The 19142-nt window shown below is 62.2% G+C and carries 19 protein-coding genes; 8 read left to right on the forward strand and 11 right to left on the reverse strand.

Going from position 1 to position 19142, the window contains the following annotated elements; all coding sequences use genetic code 11:
- Positions 1-5 precede the first annotated feature (5 nt).
- From PZE19_RS32250 to PZE19_RS32290, 9 genes are all read right to left on the reverse strand, one after another.
- Positions 6-647 carry a hypothetical protein gene (locus PZE19_RS32250; RefSeq protein WP_277864779.1) on the reverse strand — a complete coding sequence of 214 codons (642 nt, stop codon included), beginning with the start codon at positions 645-647 and terminating at the stop codon, positions 6-8.
- Positions 648-679: 32 nt separating this feature from the next.
- A complete protein-coding gene (locus PZE19_RS32255; RefSeq protein ID WP_277864780.1) occupies positions 680-2161 on the reverse strand; it encodes a type IV secretion system DNA-binding domain-containing protein in 1482 nt (493 codons plus the stop codon).
- 363 nt (positions 2162-2524) lie between these two features.
- On the reverse strand, positions 2525-3034 hold the full coding sequence (locus tag PZE19_RS32260; RefSeq protein WP_277864781.1) for a hypothetical protein: 510 nt from the start codon (positions 3032-3034) through the stop codon (positions 2525-2527).
- 24 nt (positions 3035-3058) lie between these two features.
- The gene (locus tag PZE19_RS32265) at positions 3059-4036 is read right to left on the reverse strand and encodes a hypothetical protein (protein ID WP_277864782.1); all 978 of its coding nucleotides are present in this window, start codon (positions 4034-4036) and stop codon (positions 3059-3061) included.
- A 3-nt stretch (positions 4037-4039) separates the two neighbouring features.
- Entirely contained in the window at positions 4040-4531 is a 492-nt protein-coding gene (locus tag PZE19_RS32270; protein ID WP_277864783.1) for a hypothetical protein, read from the reverse strand.
- Between the two features lie 23 nt (positions 4532-4554).
- Positions 4555-5055, reverse strand: a complete 501-nt coding sequence (locus PZE19_RS32275) for a hypothetical protein (protein WP_277864784.1) — start codon at positions 5053-5055, stop codon at positions 4555-4557.
- Between the two features lie 10 nt (positions 5056-5065).
- A complete protein-coding gene (locus PZE19_RS32280; RefSeq protein ID WP_277864785.1) occupies positions 5066-5866 on the reverse strand; it encodes a hypothetical protein in 801 nt (266 codons plus the stop codon).
- Between the two features lie 606 nt (positions 5867-6472).
- The gene (locus PZE19_RS32285; RefSeq protein ID WP_277864786.1) at positions 6473-7795 is read right to left on the reverse strand and encodes a hypothetical protein; all 1323 of its coding nucleotides are present in this window, start codon (positions 7793-7795) and stop codon (positions 6473-6475) included.
- Between the two features lies 1 nt (position 7796).
- Entirely contained in the window at positions 7797-8795 is a 999-nt protein-coding gene (locus PZE19_RS32290) for a hypothetical protein (protein WP_277864787.1), read from the reverse strand.
- 244 nt (positions 8796-9039) lie between these two features.
- Here PZE19_RS32290 and PZE19_RS32295 point away from each other — a divergent pair, with 244 nt between their 5' ends.
- From PZE19_RS32295 to PZE19_RS32305, 3 genes are all read left to right on the forward strand, one after another.
- A complete protein-coding gene (locus PZE19_RS32295) occupies positions 9040-9636 on the forward strand; it encodes a ParA family protein (RefSeq protein ID WP_277864788.1) in 597 nt (198 codons plus the stop codon).
- Complete coding sequence (locus PZE19_RS32300; protein WP_277864789.1) at positions 9633-9968, forward strand: hypothetical protein; 336 nt, start codon at positions 9633-9635, stop codon at positions 9966-9968. Before PZE19_RS32295 ends, PZE19_RS32300 begins: the two co-directional genes overlap by 4 nt.
- Positions 9969-10232: 264 nt before the next feature.
- Positions 10233-10487, forward strand: a complete 255-nt coding sequence (locus tag PZE19_RS32305) for a hypothetical protein (RefSeq protein ID WP_277864790.1) — start codon at positions 10233-10235, stop codon at positions 10485-10487.
- A gap of 291 nt (positions 10488-10778) precedes the next feature.
- On the opposite strand, the gene PZE19_RS32310 is transcribed toward PZE19_RS32305, so the two are convergent.
- A complete protein-coding gene (locus PZE19_RS32310) occupies positions 10779-12242 on the reverse strand; it encodes a replication initiator protein A (protein ID WP_277864791.1) in 1464 nt (487 codons plus the stop codon).
- A 1696-nt stretch (positions 12243-13938) separates the two neighbouring features.
- Positions 13939-16512, reverse strand: coding sequence for a MobF family relaxase (mobF, locus tag PZE19_RS32315; RefSeq protein WP_277864792.1), 2574 nt, complete (start codon positions 16510-16512; stop codon positions 13939-13941).
- 131 nt (positions 16513-16643) lie between these two features.
- Between mobF and PZE19_RS32320 the strand changes: the two genes are divergently transcribed.
- The 5 genes from PZE19_RS32320 to PZE19_RS32340 all read left to right on the forward strand — a co-directional run bounded on the left by PZE19_RS32320 (position 16644) and on the right by PZE19_RS32340 (position 19134).
- Positions 16644-17105: a hypothetical protein gene (locus PZE19_RS32320; protein ID WP_277864793.1), complete on the forward strand. Its 462-nt coding sequence runs from the start codon at positions 16644-16646 to the stop codon at positions 17103-17105.
- A 61-nt stretch (positions 17106-17166) separates the two neighbouring features.
- Complete coding sequence (locus PZE19_RS32325; RefSeq protein ID WP_277864794.1) at positions 17167-17412, forward strand: hypothetical protein; 246 nt, start codon at positions 17167-17169, stop codon at positions 17410-17412.
- Positions 17412-17915, forward strand: coding sequence for a CRISPR-associated protein Cas4 (locus tag PZE19_RS32330; protein ID WP_277864795.1), 504 nt, complete (start codon positions 17412-17414; stop codon positions 17913-17915). Before PZE19_RS32325 ends, PZE19_RS32330 begins: the two co-directional genes overlap by 1 nt.
- Positions 17916-18110: 195 nt before the next feature.
- Positions 18111-18563, forward strand: a complete 453-nt coding sequence (locus tag PZE19_RS32335; protein ID WP_277864796.1) for an excisionase family DNA-binding protein — start codon at positions 18111-18113, stop codon at positions 18561-18563.
- A gap of 4 nt (positions 18564-18567) precedes the next feature.
- Positions 18568-19134 carry a PIN domain-containing protein gene (locus PZE19_RS32340; RefSeq protein ID WP_277864797.1) on the forward strand — a complete coding sequence of 189 codons (567 nt, stop codon included), beginning with the start codon at positions 18568-18570 and terminating at the stop codon, positions 19132-19134.
- Positions 19135-19142 lie beyond the last annotated feature (8 nt).

The following is a 19142-nucleotide window of genomic DNA, read 5'->3' on the forward strand; positions in this document are numbered from 1 at the left end:
CCGTTTCAGCGACCTCGCGATTCCATGTCATCGAGGAACGTCCTCGGCTTCTCTGCGGCCCGCTCGACGATCACGGCCGTCGGCGAGGAGACCGCCCGGAATCCCGCCACGATCACGAAGATCAGGGCGATGAACCCGAGGAACAGGGCGAACCACGAGAAGGGGCCCGGATCCCCGTGGTCCCTCGACCGCTCGCGGGCGGGTGCAACGTAGAGGGGGTACAGTTCGGCCCGCTCGCGGGCGGGGGCTGGGGCGGGTGCGAGGACGACGCAGACGGGTCGCGAGTCGGCCTGCTCGCGAGGTCGGTGGTCGGGTCTTACGTCCAAATGCGTCCGCTCGACGTGGCGGTCCTCGATATCGATGTACTGCGTCACGGGGGCGTTAAATACATACACATCCTGCACAATATTCACGTCGACGGTGCCCGCCGATATGCCCTGCACATTGATGTCCGTAACGCCGAAGCCGGTCCGGTTGGCGAGGCCCGAGCCGTCGGCCTTCTTCCGGGCCGGCTTCGTCTCCAGGACGTCCTCGGCACGCCGCCCGAGATGGGTCGCCTCACGCCTCGCGAGGTCCAAGGGGGGGGTGGCGGATTTCCGGACGATCTCCGGGGACGACGCCTTCGCGGGCAGGTTCCTCTCGCTCATGATTCACCCTCGAGTTGCTTGGAGGTTCGGGGTCACGGGGCCAAGGGGTCGGGGCGGAATTCCAGGCCGATCTCCTCGACCTCGGCCCGGCTCAATCGCTTCAGACGCTGCTGACGGCCGGGGCGGCGGCGGGACTCGTAGGAGGCGACGCGTTCATCGCCCCGCACGGCGTGCTCGGCCAGCCACCCCGGCGTGAGGTGGAACTTCCAGCGGTCCACGCCGGATGGGCCCGGCAGGATCCCATAGCCGTGGATCCCCGTCTCGAAGCTGGCCAGCGGCAGGGACCGGATCTCGTCGGGATGCACGATCGGCCGGTCCGCGTAGGTCTCGGACCCGCCCAGGCTCCAGTTGCTGGAGCTCTCCTTGCCCCTCGTCGCCCCGACGCTGGCGTTCGCGGTCCACTCGTATTCGTGGATCTGCCCCAGCATCTTCGAGCACCATTCGGAGCCCGCGACGTCGGCCATCTTCAGCAGGATCTTGTTCTGGCACTGGCCGAGGATCACCTCCGTCTTGTGCGGGCCGTAGAGGTCGACCAGCTGCTCCGGCGTATGGACGGCGACGGCGATGCGGACGCCCCTCGACCGACCGCGGACGAAGAAGTCGAGGACCTCGTCGGCGGGCCGATTGTTATTCAGGGCGGCGAATTCATCAATGAAGATGTAATGACGCCTCCTATCGCTCTTTTCTTGGCCGATGAGCTTGTTCTTCAACACCGTGAGGAAGAGGTTGTTCATCGGCGCGACGATGTGCGAGAACTGGAAATCCCCCCCGGCGATCGCCACGACGTCGCTCCGGATCAGCTCGCCGACCGAGAACCTCCTCCTCGCGTGCTCCGCGAGCGCGGCGTAGGTCTCGAGGTTCGAGAGCTTGGTCAGGAGCGACGAGGAGATGTTCGCCTTCGTGCTCCCCTGGTCGGCGTCGAAGAGCCGCAGCGTCTGCCGCACGCCGGGGTCGTCCGACTTGCCGATCAGCTGCCTCGCGTACGCGTCGTCCATCGCGATCAGGTAGGCGAGCCTGAGCGACCAGGGCATGCCGCGGTTCACCAGCTCGCGGAGCACCGCCGCGAAGATGTGGCGTGGGGCCTCCGAGTAGAACTTGTTGTCGTTCGAAGACGGGTCGTCCGGGAGGGCCGCGTGGGCGAACTGCCAGGCGCCAGCGGGATCGCGGACGTCGCGCCACATGTCCCAGGCCCAGCCGCGGCCGTCCATGACGTTGATTTGTATGGTCTTCATGGGCAAATTCATCCCCATGATCGACCTGTAGAAGTCGTTCTGCGGGTCGAATACGAAGGCGTTGAAGACGTCGAGCTCGTGGGGAGGATGGGCGAGGATGCTCTCCATGAGGATCTCCAGGAGCGTCGACTTCCCGCTCCCCGTCGCCCCCGCGAGCAGGAAGTGCCCCCTGTCCTTCTCCCGCAGCGTCTTCACGTCGGCGAACTGCATCAGCATTTCGGCGGGCAACGCGGGACGAGGCCCGTACCGCCGCAAGATCGACCTCCAGTAATCGAATTTCATCGCCCGACTCCCCTCGCTCGTTCGAAGACGTGTCGTCCGGGAAGGCCGCGTGGGCGAACTGCCAGGCGCCAGCGGGATCGCGGACGTCGCGCCACATGTCCCAGGTCCAGCCGCGGTCGTCCATGGAGTTGATTTGTATGGTCTTCATGGGCAAGTCCATGCCCGTGATCGACCTGTAGAAGTCGTTTTGGGGGTCGAAAATCACCGCCTGGAAGACGTCGAGCTCCTTGGGCGGATTGCCCAGGATGCTCTCCATGAGGATCTCCAGGAGCGTCTTCACGTCGGCGAGCTGCATCGACATTTCGGCGGGCAACGCGGGACGAGGTTCGTACCGCCGGAAGATCGACCTCCAATAATCGAAATTCATCGCCCGACTCCCCTCGTTCGACGGCCCCTCTCGGCGGCCTCCATCTCGGCGACGTTGTAGGCAGCGTGGCGGGGGATTTCCTTGGCCTCTCGGCCGGGGACGGTCGGCATATACGGCCCCTCGATGGTCTCGCGGATCCTGTCGGCGAGCGCCTCGATGAAACCGACGGCGACCATCACGTAGATCAAGATCACGAACAGCTTGAGGCTCGTCCGTATGACGTCCGCATCGTTCGCGACCGAGCCGACGACGAACATCAGGCCGATGGCGACCGTCCCGAGCAGGCCCACGACCCCGCAGAGGCACCCCGAGAGGCCGCCGTAGAATCGGCACATCAAGACGATAGGATCTTTGTCGACCCGGGCCCTGGGGATCCGCATCAGCATGCCCACGCCGAGGAAGAACAGGACGCCCCGCAGGTGGAGGGCCGCCGCCGAGAGGAGCATGCCGTGCCATACGGCGACCTGCGCGGCGATCAAACCCCTCGATATCGCCCGTCGCAACATCGCCCCGCTCCTCCGGAATCGGGCTCATTCCGGCTCGTCGCCCTCGGGACGGAGGTCCTTGACGAGGGTTTCCGTCCATGAAGCGAGGACTTCCTCGACCGTGGTGAAGGATCGGAGGAACGTCGTCAACTCCTCGCCCTGACCGGCCTGGTCTTTGAACATGTCCTCATCCTTCTTCACGAAACTCAGCAGGTCTTCGGCCGCCTCCACCATGTCTTTGACCTCGGCCATCTGATCTTGGAAATTGGTCGGCACGGACATCTTGCCGCGGATCTCGCAACGAGCGGCCCTCGCCCCGTACCAGGCCTCGGCCTTCGCATAGAGTTTCCGGGCATGCCCATCCGGAGGGGCGGACGCCGCCCTGTCGTGGAAATGCTTCTCGGCCTTGCGGAAGACGGGGGCCGCCTCGACGCTCGCCTTCGCCCACCCCATGAACGCCGCGACGAGCTCGTCCTCGGCGGCCAACGCCGTGCGTCCCAGCTTGACGACTTCTTCGAGCAACTGTCTGAAGAGCTTCAGGCGGTCCGCCTCGGCCGGGACTTCGAACTCCGGGGCCTGCTCGTGCCTCTGGACCAAATCCCGTATCGCTCCGGCCAGCCGGGGGATGCTCCTGCCGAGCTCTTCGGCCTCGTCGGCGATCCGGCCGCTCGCCGCACCGGCATGCTCCTGGATGGACTTCGCAGGCGGAGGGGCCGCCGGAGGGATCGTCGCCGCCGGGACGACCGGCGAAACGGGCGGCGCCGCTTCCGGGGACGGCGGACGGACTTCGTCGCGTCGGCCGACGAGCATCGCGACCCGACGTTCTCGGTCTCGATTGATCGCATCGACGATGTCCGCCTGCTCGGCCGGGCTGAAGCTCGAGTAGCTGCCGTAGTAGACGGCCCCGCTGGCGCCCGGGTATTGCTGCTGCGTCTGGGCTTCCGACGTCGCCGATCGCGTCGCGAGGATCGCCAGCATGCAGGCGGTCCTCGTCAGGCCGGGCTTCCGATTCGCTCGCTTCATGATTCATCCCCCCCAGTTGAAGAGCCTTCCGATCGCACCGAACACGTCGTCGACGAACTCGAACAGCCGATTCCGCCGACTCGGCCCCGTCCGCCCCCTCGGGACCACCTTCCAGTTGCTGAACCTGCCGCCGGGGAGGCCGGCCGCGGCCTTGTCGAGCCCGCCGCTTCGCTCCGACCAGGCGAGGAACGTCTCGCGAGGGACCTCCTCTCGGGCGACTTCGGCCTCCGCCGACCCGCCGACGAACGCATACGCCAGCAGGAGGATCAGGGAGAGGATGAAGGCGCCCGCCGCGACGAACCTCGTCCGGGGTCGGGCCTTCTCCTCGACGGGGGCGGGTCGCTCGCGGCGGAACCGCGGCTCCGTCCGGCCGTCCGGCTCCTCCTCGGGCTCGGATCCGGGCCGATTGAGGCGCTCGTCGAGCTCCTCGAGCTCCTCGTCGCCCCCCTGCCCGCGGTCCCTCTCCTCTTCGAGTCGGCCTCTGGAAGGTTCCATCGCCCTGCCCTCCGCGCCCCCGATCACTCGCCCTCGCGGCCCATCGTTTCGACCCGGGGTTTCGCCTTCGAGCCCTTCGGCCGGCCGCGTTTCCGCTTCGCCGGGACCTCCGGCCCCCGGTCGGGCTCGCTCGCCTGCTCGACGTCGCCGGGCCGCGTCGAGGAGTCGCTCGAGCCGTTCGTAGGGCGTTCCAACGCCCTCCTCCGTTCGTCCGGATCCCGCGGCCCCCCGGTCTCCATGAGCTGCTGAACGATCTTGGTCTGGGCCAAGACGCCTTCGACGAAGATTTCAAGGACGGCCGCCTCGTCCGCGTCTCCGGGCGTGACGGATCGTTTCGCATCCCGCATCGCCTCGAGCGACTTCGACATGGCCCTGCCGGTCGAGTCCAACGCGTCCCCGTGGACGGCGGCGGCCTCCGCGTTCAGGGCGGCGTTCATCTTGAACATCAGGAAGAATGCGACGAGGTCGTTGAGCCGTTCTCGGAGACGGGCCAGGGACCAGGGCGGGCGTTCAATCTCGCTCATCGTCTATCTCCTAGATGTGGAACTCAGACGGCGTTAAGTGGGATGTATCAAGGAACTCCGACGGCAACAGTGCGTTCTTCTGACATGCGTACGGCCGGTTCCTGGCCGGAACGTCTCGCCCTCGGACATGTCGCCCGAAGTTGATCCACGAGTTCTGGCCGCGGGTCTCGGCCGACATGGATGGGAGAGCCCGAGGGCAGAACATCGCGGCGTGCACTCTCCAGGCAAGGTCCTCGCCTCTCGGCCCAAATCCGTTGCCATACAATGCATGGCCGAAGATGTCGTGGACGCCTCGGAACAAGTCGTTGAATGACAGCTCGAGGCCGTCGCAGTGAACCCCCGACGGAGCCTTCATGAGGTGGCCTTCCGGGAAATCGCCGCCGCGGAATATGAAGAGGTGTCCTCCCCGAGCATCGGCGACCATCTCGGCACTGTCGGCATAGGGCTGACCGCCCTTCAACCAAGGCTCGACCACCCACCCCGAGGCATGCAGATGAAGCCACTGGCTCAGAATCTGAATCTTGAATGCTGCGTAAGAGCGGGCCACGTCCGAGTCATGCGGTGCGTGTTGCAGGTCTTCATAGCAGTCGGCTATGCGAGCGGCAAACAACTCGTCAACTAGTGAGTAGGGCGTTACTTCCGGGTGCGGAGCGAACCCACGAGAGGACTGGTAGCCGTTGGCGAGGACGAGGAGTTCACGACACGCCTGCTTGCCGGGGTGACGTTTGTCGAAGCTCGACGGATGGCCGCGAGTCGGCCAGGGTGGCTTAGGAACACGGCCTGGCTCGTGGAACGGCGTCGCTTCAGCCATCGGGATGGCTCCTCAACTGGTGCGTACGCGACCATGCCGGAAGCACCGTATGCACCCGGTTCAGTTCATGGAGGACATCGAGGGGCGAAGATCGACTACCGCTCGGGGGTAGGCTCGAAGGAATGTAGCAGTCCAGATTTCAGTAATTCTTCGAGCAATGATTTGAGCCTCCAAGTCCTTGCTTGGGCCCGCGAGGCTTTCTCGGCTGAAGTCTACCTTCGGTGGGTATCTCGCTCGCGGGCCTTCGTCCGGAGCCTTGTCGTCTTGATTCGCCACGGCCGCAGAAGACGTAGTCTAGCCGCCCTCTGTCGATGGACCCGACCTACCACTCGTCGTCCTCTGGGACATGGCGGAGGCGAAAGCCTCGTTCATTCACCCCCTATTTGAGGCGTCCAGACGAGCGTATCAGGCGGAATGAACTAGCCGCTGTCCCATCCTTCGACGGACCTAGGTACGGAGCGACAAGAGATGGAAGGGGCCAACCACTAATTCAAGTCATACCCTCACAGGACATCAGGGATATTAACCAATCCCTAGCGTCGTTCCAATAGACTACTTTTGATTTCTGGAATTTTCGCCGATGGGTGGAGCGAAATGCTGGTGGGTTCAGTCGAGTTGCAGACCCGAGTTCGAGGGTTTGGGGGCTCGGGCCAGGCGAGCCGAGGGCATCAACTCGATGGGATCCGGAAGGTAGTTTCGACGAACTACCACTTGCTTGCTCGTCCTGCCGGTCTTGGGGTTTTCCTTGTCGGCGATGAAATCGAACCTTCCGATCTCGGCGTTTGCGCCGATGCCGGCCGACAACAGCCCGGGTATCTGGGTGCCTGGGCACTTGATCGCGAGTCCCAGGGCCCCGAGCTCTGCGTTGATCCACTTACAGAGCAGTTGTTTTTCTTTATATGTTTCTTGGGGCGTCGATTTCACGACGAGGTTGAAATGAGGCTGGAGGATTTGGGCCGCGATTTCACGGAAGGCTCGGCCGACCTCGTCGAGGCCTCGATGCGTCGTTCGATAGTCTCCCCCGATTAGCGCGACCGTCCGCTCGGCGATTAGATTGAGGTCCTCGAGCACCTCCCGCACCTCCCGGCCGAGAGGCGGCATCGCGAGGGCCGGAGCCTCCGATTCTTGACCTGTCCTGATGGCTCCTTGCCGACGTCCCATATCTGCACCGCTGCCGCCGACCCCTTCGTCGACGATCGCCTGGCTACCACTCGGTTCCCCGCTAGTCAAACCGCCGCCAGCGGCCGTGAGGCCGGGGGGCAGTAGTTCGACGAGCGGGGTGGCGGTCGCCTTCGCGAAGCTCGCCAGTTTGGCTAGGCCCGGATCAGGCGACTTGTGCACGAATTTCCAAGCGACGTTCGCCGGGTTTCGTGACGGAGAAGCCCCCATCATGACGCCGAGGTTCTCGTACGAGAGCCCCGACGACTCGACGGCCCGCTTCATCCGGGTCCGCAATTCCGCCAAGTCGGAGTCGCCGAGCATCACCCGATCTCGGTCGCGATCGGCCGAGCCCTCCGTCAAGGGGATGGCCTCGACGAGGAACGCCCCCGGCCGCCCGGCTCGTACTTCGACGTCTTCGTCCCCATCCGCCGCGACCAATCGTCGCAGGAGATCGCGACCGATTTCCTCCATGTCTCGGTAACCGACCGCACCAATCACATGGTCGACTTCCAGGGTCCAACCCACCATCGTACTGCCGCCAGCCCGCTTGGACGTCACGATGCGGGCGATGGCAGGCAAATACTCGTCGAGCGTGCTGGCTCCCTCGGTCCCTTCCATCACCGCCACGAAGAGGCCGACCTTCGAAGCGGCGATCAGCGGGCGACGTCGGTCGAGCGGCTTGAGGACGAGGTTGTACCGGAGAACCTCCCGACGCGGCTCAGCTTCGATTTTTTGTGCAGGTGTTTGAACGCGTTTCCCCGACCTCACGCTATCTCTCCATTCCGACGGCTGATGCGAAAAGCGACTTGAGCCCGGCGTACTGGCTCAAGGTCTGTGCGAAGGTGCGGCTGTGGAGGTTGAAATCGAGGTTCTTCATCGTGGTCGGGTGGAATCCGATGTTCATCTGGTTCACCCATGCATTCCCAGCATGAAAACCGTTCTGAAGCCGGGCGAACATCAGCAAGGTGATCCTGAGGAACGCCGTCTCTTGGTTCATGGGGTCGTGACGAAGCTCCTGAAGCAGCTGATGGTACTGGTATTTCGCCTTCTTCAAAGCGACCTCGCGTAACATCCGGCCGTCGTCGACGCTGTACGGGATCAAGGACGTGACGAAATCCGTGCTCCCCGGGAGGTGTCGATCTCGGGCGTCGGTGAAGGAACGCGTGCACGTCAGGTGCTGCAGGAGGGGGATCCTGGGACTGTTAGTCGGGGTGGCGAAATCGAACGCCGGAAGGCGAATCTTCACCGGCGGGCTCGCCTGCTCCATGTCGAACCACAGCGTATATCCGTCCTGCCGGAATGGGACGTCTCCCAGGGGTCGGAAGTCGAGCTGACGGTTGTAGCCCTTCCGCTGCTTGACGTGGGTTGACGTCGGGACGTAGATGTTCAGGCCATAAGCGATCGCCGGGGCCGAGGGATCCCATTCTCGGTGGGACCAGATCTGCTCCAGGATCGAATCGATCTCGCCATTGGTCTTCCTCGGGCACGACAGGCCCAGGAGGCCGCCTAGTCGTTCGAGCAGCGGGCGCCGCCGTAGGGCGAACTGCTCGCAACTTCCGACCGCGAGATAGGAGCGGCCGATCTCTCCACCGGGCAACGCGGTTTCTGCCTCCCAGAACTTGGGCAAAATTCGTAGCGAGTTCGTCGAAGCCAGCCGGAACGCGGCCTTGCAAAGGTCGATATCGGCCGGTTCCTTGGACTCTGGTCTCGGCCTGAGGAAGGTTGGTGTCGCAACAATCCCCGCCTTCAAGACGTCACGTCGATTCATGCGTGCCCCCATCGATCTCGTGCAACTCAGGCTACGTCTGATCGAAGCAGGGCGATTATACCTTAGGAGGATATGAAAATCGCGAGGACGATGGACGTGGTCCCTGAAGTTTGGCGACCGTCTCGGCGATCTCGTTCCATCCTCCAACAAACGATTAACGGCTTGCCCATCGCCACCACTCCTTTATACTGCGTACTCGGATGTTCGCAATTTTGAGTACGCAAAATTCCAGATAGGCGAAAACATGATAATCACGGTGGCCAGCTTCAAGGGAGGGGTGGCGAAGACGACGACCGCCATCCACCTGGCTGCCCTAGTCAATGAAGACAAGCCGACGCTCCTCATCGACGGCGACCCGAACCGCAGCGCCTCGGGCTGGAGCAGACGCGGCTCCCTCCCCTTCAAGATAGCGGATGAGCGTTTGGCCGCCCGGCTCGCGAGCGATTACCGAGACGGGCACCTCGTCTTCGACACCAAAGCGAGGCCCGAGAAGGACGACCTGGTCGCCCTGGCCGAGGGGTGCGACTTGCTCATCATCCCGACGACGCCGGACGCGATGGCACTCGAAGCCCTGACGCTCATGATGGACATGCTCTCCCAAATCAAGGTCGAGCATCGCGTCCTGATAACCAAGGTCCCCCCCCCTCCTCGTACCGTGGGACAGCAGGTCAGGGAGGCTCTCGTCGAGTCCGGATACCCGGTCTTCAAAACTCACATGCGACTCTACGCCGCATACGAGAAAGCCGCCGAGAAGGGGATTCTCGTGAACTCGGTCAAGGACCGGAACGCTAAAGAGGGGTGGTCGGATTGCCTCGCGTTGGCGAAGGAGGTTCTACGATGAGCAGCTTCAAGAACATCCTGAAGACCCACAAGGAAAGCCAGGAACATCCCGTCGAGGAACTGCCTCCCCCCTCCCCTGCCCCGACGTCGACGGCTCCGGTCGGCGAAGTAGTCAAGCTCAAGCGGCCCGCCGACAAACCGGCCGACGCGAAGAAGAAGCGTGGTAGACCGAGCGGCAAGCGTTCCGACTCCGAGTTCAATCAAGTCACGGCCTACATCCGGAAGGACACCCACATCGGCGTCCAGATGCTTCTCCTGAAAGAGGGCAAGGTCAGAGACTTCAGCGAGCTGGTGGAAGACTTGCTCGCCAAATGGGTTAAGTCGCGTACCTGAAATTGCGAATATCTGGACTTTCAGATTTTCGCGTACGCGAAAATTCATGCGGCTTCACGTCGAATCGCCTCAGCCACTTGGCGGCATCACGCAACCGGGCTAAAGCTCGAAGTCGTCACGACACGAAGTCGGCCTGACGTCTTGCCGTCAGAACGCTGGCCGTTAGTTCGCCAAGGGGCCGATACCAGTGGGGCAGGGGGGAGGCACCTCTTCTCAACCCGAGTCGAGGGCATTCCCGCACGTGTCAGCCATCGGGGAACCACGATGAGCACAGAGCCCCAGCCGAAGCCGCGTAAGCGTGCTGCCAGCAAGACGACAAGCCGTCAGGACGACCAGAAGGTAAAAATCACCCTGTATCTTGCCGCCGACCTCGCAAAACGCTTTGCCGTCCATGCGACTTATACCGACATGGACCGCTCGGAACTCTTCGCCGAGATGGTTCGCGAGCACTGTAAGCGGTTCGTCGTCAGCGACCGGTCGAAGACCCAGGAAGAGAACCCTGACGCGTCCGCGGCGTAGGGCAGGGGGGGCCAAGTTTTCACGTAGCCAGAATTTCAGAACGCCGGAATTTCGCGTACCCGAAATTTCGGATATCCAGCGTTTCAGAAACTCAAAATCTCGCCGCATTCCAAGTATTCAAACTTTCAGATTTTCAGATTTTCAGGTACGCAAAACCCTGGAATCGCTGTAGCACACCGAAACGACCTCAGACGCCCACAGAGGCTCTCTGATAGCATCGGGCCTCCAGCCCCTCCATACCCTAGCCTGGACCGAAATAGCTTCTCAGAACGCAAATCTGGCCGTTCTGAGCTATTCCGCAGAGTCTTCGTCCTGGTCGAGCTTTAAAAGCCCCCGGATGTAGACGTCTCGCTGATGCCTCCGGCTGAATTCGGTCGTGTAGTCTCGTGGGCGAATGGGCTCGGTCGAGATACCGGCTTCAAGCAGAAGTGCCATCTGCTGGTCGGGGGCGAGTGCTTCCCAGTAACTCTTGATGGCTTTCTCCTCAGCCGTCCTTCGCTCCTGCTCTTGCCTCTCTCGAGACTCTTCCTCGGCTTTTCGCCGATCGGCGTTCCGCTGAGCTTCCCGCCTTCGCTCAGCCTCTGCTGGGCTGACGAACCCCTTGGGTGCCGTGAGATACCGGTCTTTGATGGATTTCATGAGCCATCCGGATGGGCTTTCTTTGATGGTCTTCTGGTTTGGCTGGGCCATCACCCAATCGAAGACTTCGAGTCGGTAGCGGATGAACTCGGGCTCGTTGTCCTTCACCAGTTGGGAAGCCACCTCGGAAGCCAAGCCTCGCTCGACCAGGTCCTCAACCAAGCTGCTCGGTTCCACCGGCTCGGCGTCGGGCAGGGCGGTGAAGGTCTTCCTGCTGAGCACGATGAGCCACTCGCCCTTGGCGACCTTCCTGTACCTGGCCTCATGTTCCATAGGCTCCAGAAACGCCGCCCGTTCGGGCGTGCTCTGGCACAGTTCGTCGATAGCGGGCTGAAGCTTGCTCTTGATTTGAGCGACGTTGTACTTGCTGCTCAGGCCGATTCGGTTGAAGGCGAATTCCTTGAGGTCGAACTCCCAGCGTGGCTTAATCCAAAAACGCTTATCCAAGAATCGATACATGCGTTTGGCAACCGACGTCGCGTACGAAAAGTAGGCGTCGATGTCGAGTCGCTTGAGGGAGCCCACCTGGAAGCTCTGGAAGATGACCTCGTTCCAGCGAAACGAGGAAAGGGCGAGTTCATGCTGTCCCTTCGCCTTACGTACCCGTCGCGTGTCGGAATCGACGAAGGACGAGCGTTCGATGAAGTGGAAGTTCTCGCTAACCCAGTTGCCGGTCTCTCTGTCCTTCCACGCGTTGTCGTAGTAGAGCGTGACACCGGTCCAACGCCGAATCGATTCCTCGATGCGACGGTAGCTCCGACCGTCATCGGGCCAGTCGAGAAGCTTGAGAATCTCGTAACGCGAGAAGAAGACCGTGGGGTCCGTGAAATCGTTCTTGAGCTTGGTGAGCTGAATCAGGGCGAGGAGAATTTCGTCATCGACAGCGGTGGGCAGGCCGTACGCGTCACTACCCGTGATAGTCACCTTACGGGTGACGAGTTGACCCATCTGGGAGTCGCGGTGGTCAACCTCGAAGGTGATTGTCTTGCAGTCCTTCGGCACCCGGTCGCTTAGAAGGGTGATGGGGAACTCGGCAAGGTTCAGCTCGTCTCGTCCACCCGTCGGTTTGAGACGGTTCCTCGGGTCCTCGATGGGCTCTAGGGCTTTTTCTTCCATGTGCTTCCTAGAGAAACAACAACCCTGCCTTGTTGTTGTTTCTTCTTAATACAAGAGTTAATACAAGAGTAGCGGGTCGAAAAACTCTTTGATACCAACGACTTACGGCGAAAAATGTTCCCCGGTTCACGGTAGAACGGCGAAAAATGTTCCCCGGTTCACGGTAGAACGGCGAAAAATGTTCCCCGGTTCACGGTAAAAAGGTGCCTCGGTTCACGGTATCGGAGCCCATAATGTGCCCCGGTTCACGGTAGGTCAAGAGGCTGAATCAGCTGTGCTTACTGACTGATGGCCTCGAGCGGTCCAGTCGTACCGATTACGAAGCCTGGACGGCGACTTACGCCCTCCTAGTAGGTCGAAAAACGTTCCCCGATTCACGGAGAAGCCATGTGAGCCTCTCCAAAAAGGTTCCCCGGTTCTGGAACGAAGGCCTGACGAGGGCACCTCAGCATCTGAATCCGTCGTGATTAAGTCGTAAGTTGTTGATGATAAAGAGTTTGAGAAGGGATATAGAAAAATGTTCCCCGGTTCTGAATAGCCGGCCGTCCTGACCCAGAAGCGGCCTCTGAAAGCCCCGGCAGCTACGAACGCTCTGGCCGCACACCGAGAAACGAACTAGGGCATCGAAAAATGTTCCCCGGTTCTGGCAATACTCGACGCCGAAAAGGGCCCTGGATTTCAGCAGGGGACAGCGAGGGGTGGAAAGGTTCCCCGATTCACGGAAGCCTCGAAAGTGTGTTCCACGCTCAGTGCTCAAACCCCATCGGCGATGGGGTGGAGCTGTCCCACCGAAGGGGCAAGTCGCCGGAATCTCGAACGAATTTCCGGTGGGACATTTCCGAGGCAGGGGTATCTCGGGCAGGGTGTTCCACGACTGGAACTCTCTTGGGTGGCCCCACCCCAAAAACCTTCGCCGCTCTCGGCTCCCTTCATCCATCGCCCCCCTCGTAAGAGGGTGGGGGGACGATGGGTGGAGGGTGACGAGAGCCAAGGGATACGCTTCGCTTTCACGGCTGCCGTCGCCGCTCTTGGGTTAGCTGATTCCTGAGCCCCCAAATATCGGCGGCAGGAGCCGCCGCATTTCGTCCCGGAGGGACTCATCTTTGAGGTGACGGGTCATGCGATTTCCATGACCGACAGGATGTCGGGCGGGGTAATCGCTCCGTCGCCGGTCCGGGGATTGAGCCGGGCACGGATGCCATTTCGGGGATGCCTCTGGAAATTCCCAGGGGGTATTTCCGGCATTTCTCGAGGGCCGATTTAATCCCCGCGAGTTTCGGTTTGCGGCGGTGAAAACCGGCCGGAAACCCCATCCGCATTTTAATGGACAGGTGTGGAGATGGGAATGAGGGTTAAAGTCGTATCTGAGTGCTGGGAGGATGACGGCTAAGAGCTGCGAATTAGGGCACGAGTGGAGCGGCGAAAAGCTTCATAAGCATAGGGAGGAGCGGTCGTCTCGAAGAGGGCCGAAGGAAACGGTGAGTTGCGAGACGTGAGCGGCTGAGGTGCCGTGAGAGCGAGAGGGCCAGAAGGAGAAGAGCAGAGGAGGTAGCGGCCGTTAAGACGGTCGCATGAAGCGACCGAATGAAGGCGACGAGTAGAGATGCGGAGTGGAAGAGTAGCCAGTCGGAATGGTGCCGCAATCAGGATCCCCGAGAAATGGGGTCTGCTGATTCCACCCTTCGCTCCGAGCGGACTACCTCTCCATGGAAATCCCCGGCGGTCTCGGCTGGTTCCTATCGATGATTTCCTGAGCCAGAGTCTTCTGCCGCTCGTGGCTGAGCGTGCGAATCAAGTCCGCAAGCTCCGGCCCTCCTGCTGTGTGCTTGTCGCAGAAGAGATGCGAGCTGACGACGCTCCGAGAAATCTGGACGTACCCCATGTGCATGTCGCTGAGCGGTCCGCCGAGGAGCACGTGCACGTGTGGAATCGTCGAGCCTTGAGCTTTGTGCGTGGTCGACGCGTAGCCGAGCCGGATGTTCTCCGGTTTGAATCTCTTCAGGTCCACCGTCACCTCGCGACCACCGTCGTCGAGACGCACGGTGAATCGCATCCGCTCCGGGTCCACCCCGGTCACGATGCCGCAGTCGGCGTTCACGACGCCCAGCGGCTTCGACGGCTTCTGAAATTGGAGCCGGTCCCCCACGTGGAAATTCACACCGTTCGCGAAGAGCTTCTTCTCCGGGTCCACCTCCCCGGCGAGGATGCGAGCGGCCTGGGCCTTCAGATTCAGCTCTCTCGCCTCCACGTTGAGCGAGCAGAGCAGAAGGACGTTCTCCGGAGCCTTCACCCCGCCATCGGCCTTCCACTGCTCTACGAGCCGTCCCATAGCTTCTGGACGACTCTCCGCGAGATGGAACCGCTTGTTCTTGATGAACGCCTCGATGGCCTCTCGGACGTCCCCCTTCTCGATGGAAGAGACCGCTTCGCGTGCCCACTCGTCCTTCTGGCGTCGAATCACCTCCAGCCGGGCGTAGCCGAGGATGTCTTTTTGGGCGAGGTACTTGAAAGCTCCTCCGGCATCGATGGATTGCAGCTGTTTCGGGTCTCCAGCGAGCACCAGCCGACACCCGGGTGCGTTCTTCACGTGCTCGACGAGCTTGAGCAGCTGCCGAGTCCCCAGCATCGCCGCCTCATCGACGATGACGACGCTCTTCGAGTCGAGCTTGAGCTTGCCGACGTCCAAGAGCCAGAGCGTCTTCTGCAAGGTGTCGCACTCGATGCCTTCCCCGAATCCCTTCCTCATGTCCTTGACCACTTTGCTCGAGACGGCACAGCCCCAAATCAACCGCCCGGGGTCGTCTCGTCGCCATGCGTCGAGACACGTCTTCAAGGTCGTCGTCTTCCCGGTCCCGGCGATTCCGGTCATGAGCCTCACGCCCGGGCCGGACGTCAGATAGTGCACGGCCTTCGCCTGCTCGTCTTCGAGCTTGATGCCGCCCTTGAGCGTGGCCGCTATCGCCTCCTCGGCGAAGCGAGGAGCGATGTCGCTCCGCTTCCCCCGGACGACGCGTTCCACGTCCCCGATGAGGTCTTGCTCCATCTTCCGGATGGCGGGAGTCGAGAACCGCATCTCCTTCCTGTCGATGTACTGCTTCAAATTCTTGTTTCGATGCTCGGTCTGCATGTAGTCGAGGGGAATCAGGTCGGTGGACCGGAGCTTGTTCTCGACCAGCTCCCTGACGTCGCGTGCGGAGATTCTCCCGGCCGCTCGCTCGGCCAAGGCCTTCGTGAAATCGACCTCGTTGAAATGCGAGTGCTGCTCGGAAAGTGCCGTGACGGCTTCCCTGGCGATGGCTTCCTTTCGTTCGACTCGCTCCTCCGGCGTGAGCGTGCGATGCGGTGTGAGGAGATTCCTCAGGTAGGCCGCATCAATCCCATACGCTCGCCCGACGGCCTGCCACTCTTCGAGCAACTCCCCTCTCGCCTTCTCCGTGTCTTTCGTGCGTCGGGTTTCTTTCGCAATCAGCTCGGCGTACTTCGCCGATGCGGCGTCGAGGCTTCCTGCTCGTAGGTTGAGCTTCTCCTCAATCTCGGCCCGACGCTTCGAGAACTCTTCGACGAGTTCCTTCGGCATCCCGGAAATCTCGAAGCCGAGCGAAGCTCCAAGCTGACGCTGCTCGATATCGAATCCGAGCCTGGCCATATTTTCCGCCAAAGCAGCCCGGTACAGGGCTCCCGAAGCCATTTTGAAGTGATACATATATGTTGAATCAACCGCGGTCGTGCGTCCGTCGCCGTGCTTCGTGAGGTTGATGAGCAGGGCGTGCGTGTGCAGCTGCGGGTCGAGTGCTCGACTCGTCCCGTGCTCGAAGAGTGCAAAGAGCAGCGGACACTTCACGAGCACCTGGCCGTCGGTGCCGACCCTCGAAAATCCGGCTTTGTCTTCGAGGTAGGCGAGGGCCTGTTTGACCGCCGAGAGCTGGGCCCTCTCGATGGCCTTCCTCATCTCGTCGTCGCCCAGGCTCCACGCCAGGGAGACCGTCTTCGGGGCCGAGAAGGTCAAATCGTGCCCTGGATTTCGCTCACGCTTCGATTTTCCAGGTTCATTCGAAGCGTTCCTGACGAGTGCTCTCGTCCCGGCCTCGTGGTCGTACCCCGCACATAAGCGGTAAACGTGCTCCTTCTCGGCGACGCCGGAAAGCCCGAACTCTTTCGCTGCGGTGCCGGCCCAGAGCGGCGGCGGCTCCCCGCCCAGCGAGTAGTAGTTCAGGCTCGACAGTTCGAGGTAGTAACCGGGTCCTCCCTTCAGAGCGGCAATCGACAACACGGCTCGCCTCCGTGGCACAACTTAAAACGACTTGAAGTTGATACTCGCCCGCCGTTGGATGCGAAAGAGGCTGTGAAATCGGGTGCTGACGACGATTGTGCGAAGGGAGGATTCTTGCCATCGTCTCCGACATGGAAGAGCCAGGAAAGCCGCCGTTCAAAAGCAGGCCGAGTTTTCGCCGAAGAGCGTCGGAGCCGAGCCCGAGCGTACCGGGGGGGACGTACCCGGTCGGCGAGACGGTGTCCGCGAAACATCTGGGCTACCTCTTCGCCCACTGCCGGATGCCGATTCACGACATCATCGCCCGCTATCCGAACCGGCTGAACTTGTCACAGGTGTTCTACGGGCTCCACCTCTACGCCGAGAACAAAGAGGCGTTCGACGCGGAGCTGAAGCAGGAGGCGAAGTTCAACCTCGGCGACTCGCTGAGCGACTCATCGATGAGACTCCCGAGGGTGGGCCTGAGTTCGCTCGTCCATGTCGAGGAGATGTTTCAATCGAAGTGCGAAGCCGACCGCAGGAAGGCGAATCGAGACGCGGAAGCGAAACGCCTCCTCATCAAGCCTCGTCCCCCGGAAGAGCGACGGCCCTGAAAGGCTGGCGTTCCTACGACCTGGTGCTAGCCTTGTCTCCATGCGAAATCGCGACGACTACGTGAAGGCTTCCGAAATCGGCTCGTACGCCTACTGCCCCGAAGCGTGGCGGCTCGGCGATGGTTTGCGGTTACCCAGCAGCAACGCGGCGAACCTGCGACGCGGCGAGGAAAGCCACGTCGAGACGGCGAGGTTCGTGCTGTGGATTCGGTGGGCGAGTCGTGCGGGTTGGTCGCTGCTCGTCGTCGCTGGCTTCATCCTCCTGGCCCTCGCACTCGTCGCCTACCTTCTCGGGGCGAAGGGCTGATGCTGGAGCATCTCCTTCTCGTCGCACTGGTGCTCGCCTTCGTGGGGGCGTTGCTCCTCTGGTGGTCGGTCCGAGCACGAGAGGGGAGGGGGCTCGGAGCTGGCGAGACCATCGCACTCGACGACCGGGAGCTTGTCTCGGAACGGCTGAAGCTCCGGGGGCGTCCCGACCGCATTCTCAGGGAGGACGGCGTTCTGATTCCCGAGGAGTGGAAGCCGAACGCGAAACGGGTCTACCCGGGGCATCGTCTCCAGCTCGGTGCTTACCTCCTGTTGATGGAAGAGGAGTTCGGAGAGCGGCCCCCTTACGGGGTCGTCGTCATTCGAGACGGCGAGAGGGTCAAAATCCAGAACACCGAAGCTCTCCGCACTGAAGTGCTGGAGGTCGCCCAAAGGATTCGCAAGCACAAGCAACGACTCGACGACGAGATTCCCGTCGAGCAACCAGTCTGGAAGTGTCGGGCGTGCGGCCAGCGGGAGAACTGTCGGCGGGCGAGCTTGTGAGTCCACTCGTGCAAGAGCCGCTTGCACGAATGCCTCTTCCAATCCGAGTGAGTCGTCCCACAGCTTGTGGGACGAATAGCGGGAACCGCTCTACCTGAACCGGTGGCCGAGCATTCTTTCGGTTCAGCCGTTTCGTTTGTTGCGATTATAGGTTGCCTGTGCTAATCTGGCGAGGAGTCGAATAAGGAGGATTCCATGCAGCTGCTCAACGGCAACGAGGTGATAACACCGACCAAGGCCGATGCGGCACTCGCCGAGGAATCGGGGCGGCGGCTTGCGGCCCATCTGGACCACGACGCCGAGCTTCGCCTGGAAGTGAAGGGGACGAGCGAGGAGCTGAAGCTCCCGCTCTCGGCCTTGCGACTCCTCGTGCGTGTCCTGGCCGAGCTGGGGCGGGGGAACGCCGTCACGCTCACCCCGCTCCGTGCCGAGTTGACGACGCAGCAGGCGGCCGACCTGCTGAACGTCTCCCGGCCGCACCTGGTGAAGCTCCTCGACGGGGGGGCGATGCCCAGCAGCAAGGTGGGGAGCCATCGGCGGGTCCTGCTCACGGACCTCATGGCCTACCGGGAACAGTGGCACGCGAAGCGGCATGCCGCCCTCGACGAGCTGACGGCGTTGAGCCAAGACCTCGACATGGGCTACTGAGCCCATGGCCCCGACGGTCCTCTACGACGCGTGCGTGCTCTATCCGGCCCCGCTCCGCGACCTCCTCATGCGTCTCGCCATGGCGAAGCTGTTCCAAGCTCGCTGGACGGACGAAATTCATGACGAGTGGACGCGGAGCGTGGCGGCCGACCGCCCCGACCTCTCGACCGAGAGTCTGGCTCGCTGCCGTAGGCTGATGGACGAGCACGTCCCGGACAGCCTGGTGACGGGCTACGAGTCGCTCATCCCGGGCCTGAGCCTCCCCGACCCGGACGACAGGCACGTGCTCGCGGCGGCGATTCACGGCGGGGCGGGGCACATCGTGACATTCAACCTGAGCGACTTCCCGGCCTCGGTCCTCGGGGGCTATTCCATCGAAGCGATTCACCCAGACGAGTTCATCGTCAACCTTTGGGGCGAGTCCCCCGATGCGGTGCTCGATGCGGTGAGTCGCCAGCGGGCGAGCCTGAAGAACCCGCCGAGGTCGGCGGTCGAGCTGCTGGCCACGCTCGAACAGTGCGGCCTCGCCGAGACGGTCGCTCGGCTTCGTGCCCATGCGGGCGGGATTTGACGACCGGG

Source organism: Paludisphaera mucosa (genome assembly GCF_029589435.1).
Classification (GTDB): domain Bacteria; phylum Planctomycetota; class Planctomycetia; order Isosphaerales; family Isosphaeraceae; genus Paludisphaera; species Paludisphaera mucosa.

Coding starts and splice junctions, on each gene's coding strand:
- PZE19_RS32340 (WP_277864797.1), top strand. CDS start 18,568: ATGGCCCCGACGGTCCTCTACGACGCGTGCGTGCTCTATCCGGCCCCG.
- PZE19_RS32335 (WP_277864796.1), top strand. CDS start 18,111: ATGCAGCTGCTCAACGGCAACGAGGTGATAACACCGACCAAGGCCGAT.
- PZE19_RS32295 (WP_277864788.1), top strand. CDS start 9,040: ATGATAATCACGGTGGCCAGCTTCAAGGGAGGGGTGGCGAAGACGACG.
- PZE19_RS32275 (WP_277864784.1), bottom strand. CDS start 5,055: ATGAGCGAGATTGAACGCCCGCCCTGGTCCCTGGCCCGTCTCCGAGAA.
- PZE19_RS32300 (WP_277864789.1), top strand. CDS start 9,633: ATGAGCAGCTTCAAGAACATCCTGAAGACCCACAAGGAAAGCCAGGAA.
- PZE19_RS32260 (WP_277864781.1), bottom strand. CDS start 3,034: ATGTTGCGACGGGCGATATCGAGGGGTTTGATCGCCGCGCAGGTCGCC.
- PZE19_RS32280 (WP_277864785.1), bottom strand. CDS start 5,866: ATGGCTGAAGCGACGCCGTTCCACGAGCCAGGCCGTGTTCCTAAGCCA.
- PZE19_RS32290 (WP_277864787.1), bottom strand. CDS start 8,795: ATGAATCGACGTGACGTCTTGAAGGCGGGGATTGTTGCGACACCAACC.
- PZE19_RS32250 (WP_277864779.1), bottom strand. CDS start 647: ATGAGCGAGAGGAACCTGCCCGCGAAGGCGTCGTCCCCGGAGATCGTC.
- PZE19_RS32330 (WP_277864795.1), top strand. CDS start 17,412: ATGCTGGAGCATCTCCTTCTCGTCGCACTGGTGCTCGCCTTCGTGGGG.
- PZE19_RS32270 (WP_277864783.1), bottom strand. CDS start 4,531: ATGGAACCTTCCAGAGGCCGACTCGAAGAGGAGAGGGACCGCGGGCAG.
- PZE19_RS32255 (WP_277864780.1), bottom strand. CDS start 2,161: ATGAAATTCGATTACTGGAGGTCGATCTTGCGGCGGTACGGGCCTCGT.
- PZE19_RS32265 (WP_277864782.1), bottom strand. CDS start 4,036: ATGAAGCGAGCGAATCGGAAGCCCGGCCTGACGAGGACCGCCTGCATG.
- PZE19_RS32320 (WP_277864793.1), top strand. CDS start 16,644: ATGGAAGAGCCAGGAAAGCCGCCGTTCAAAAGCAGGCCGAGTTTTCGC.
- PZE19_RS32310 (WP_277864791.1), bottom strand. CDS start 12,242: ATGGAAGAAAAAGCCCTAGAGCCCATCGAGGACCCGAGGAACCGTCTC.
- PZE19_RS32305 (WP_277864790.1), top strand. CDS start 10,233: ATGAGCACAGAGCCCCAGCCGAAGCCGCGTAAGCGTGCTGCCAGCAAG.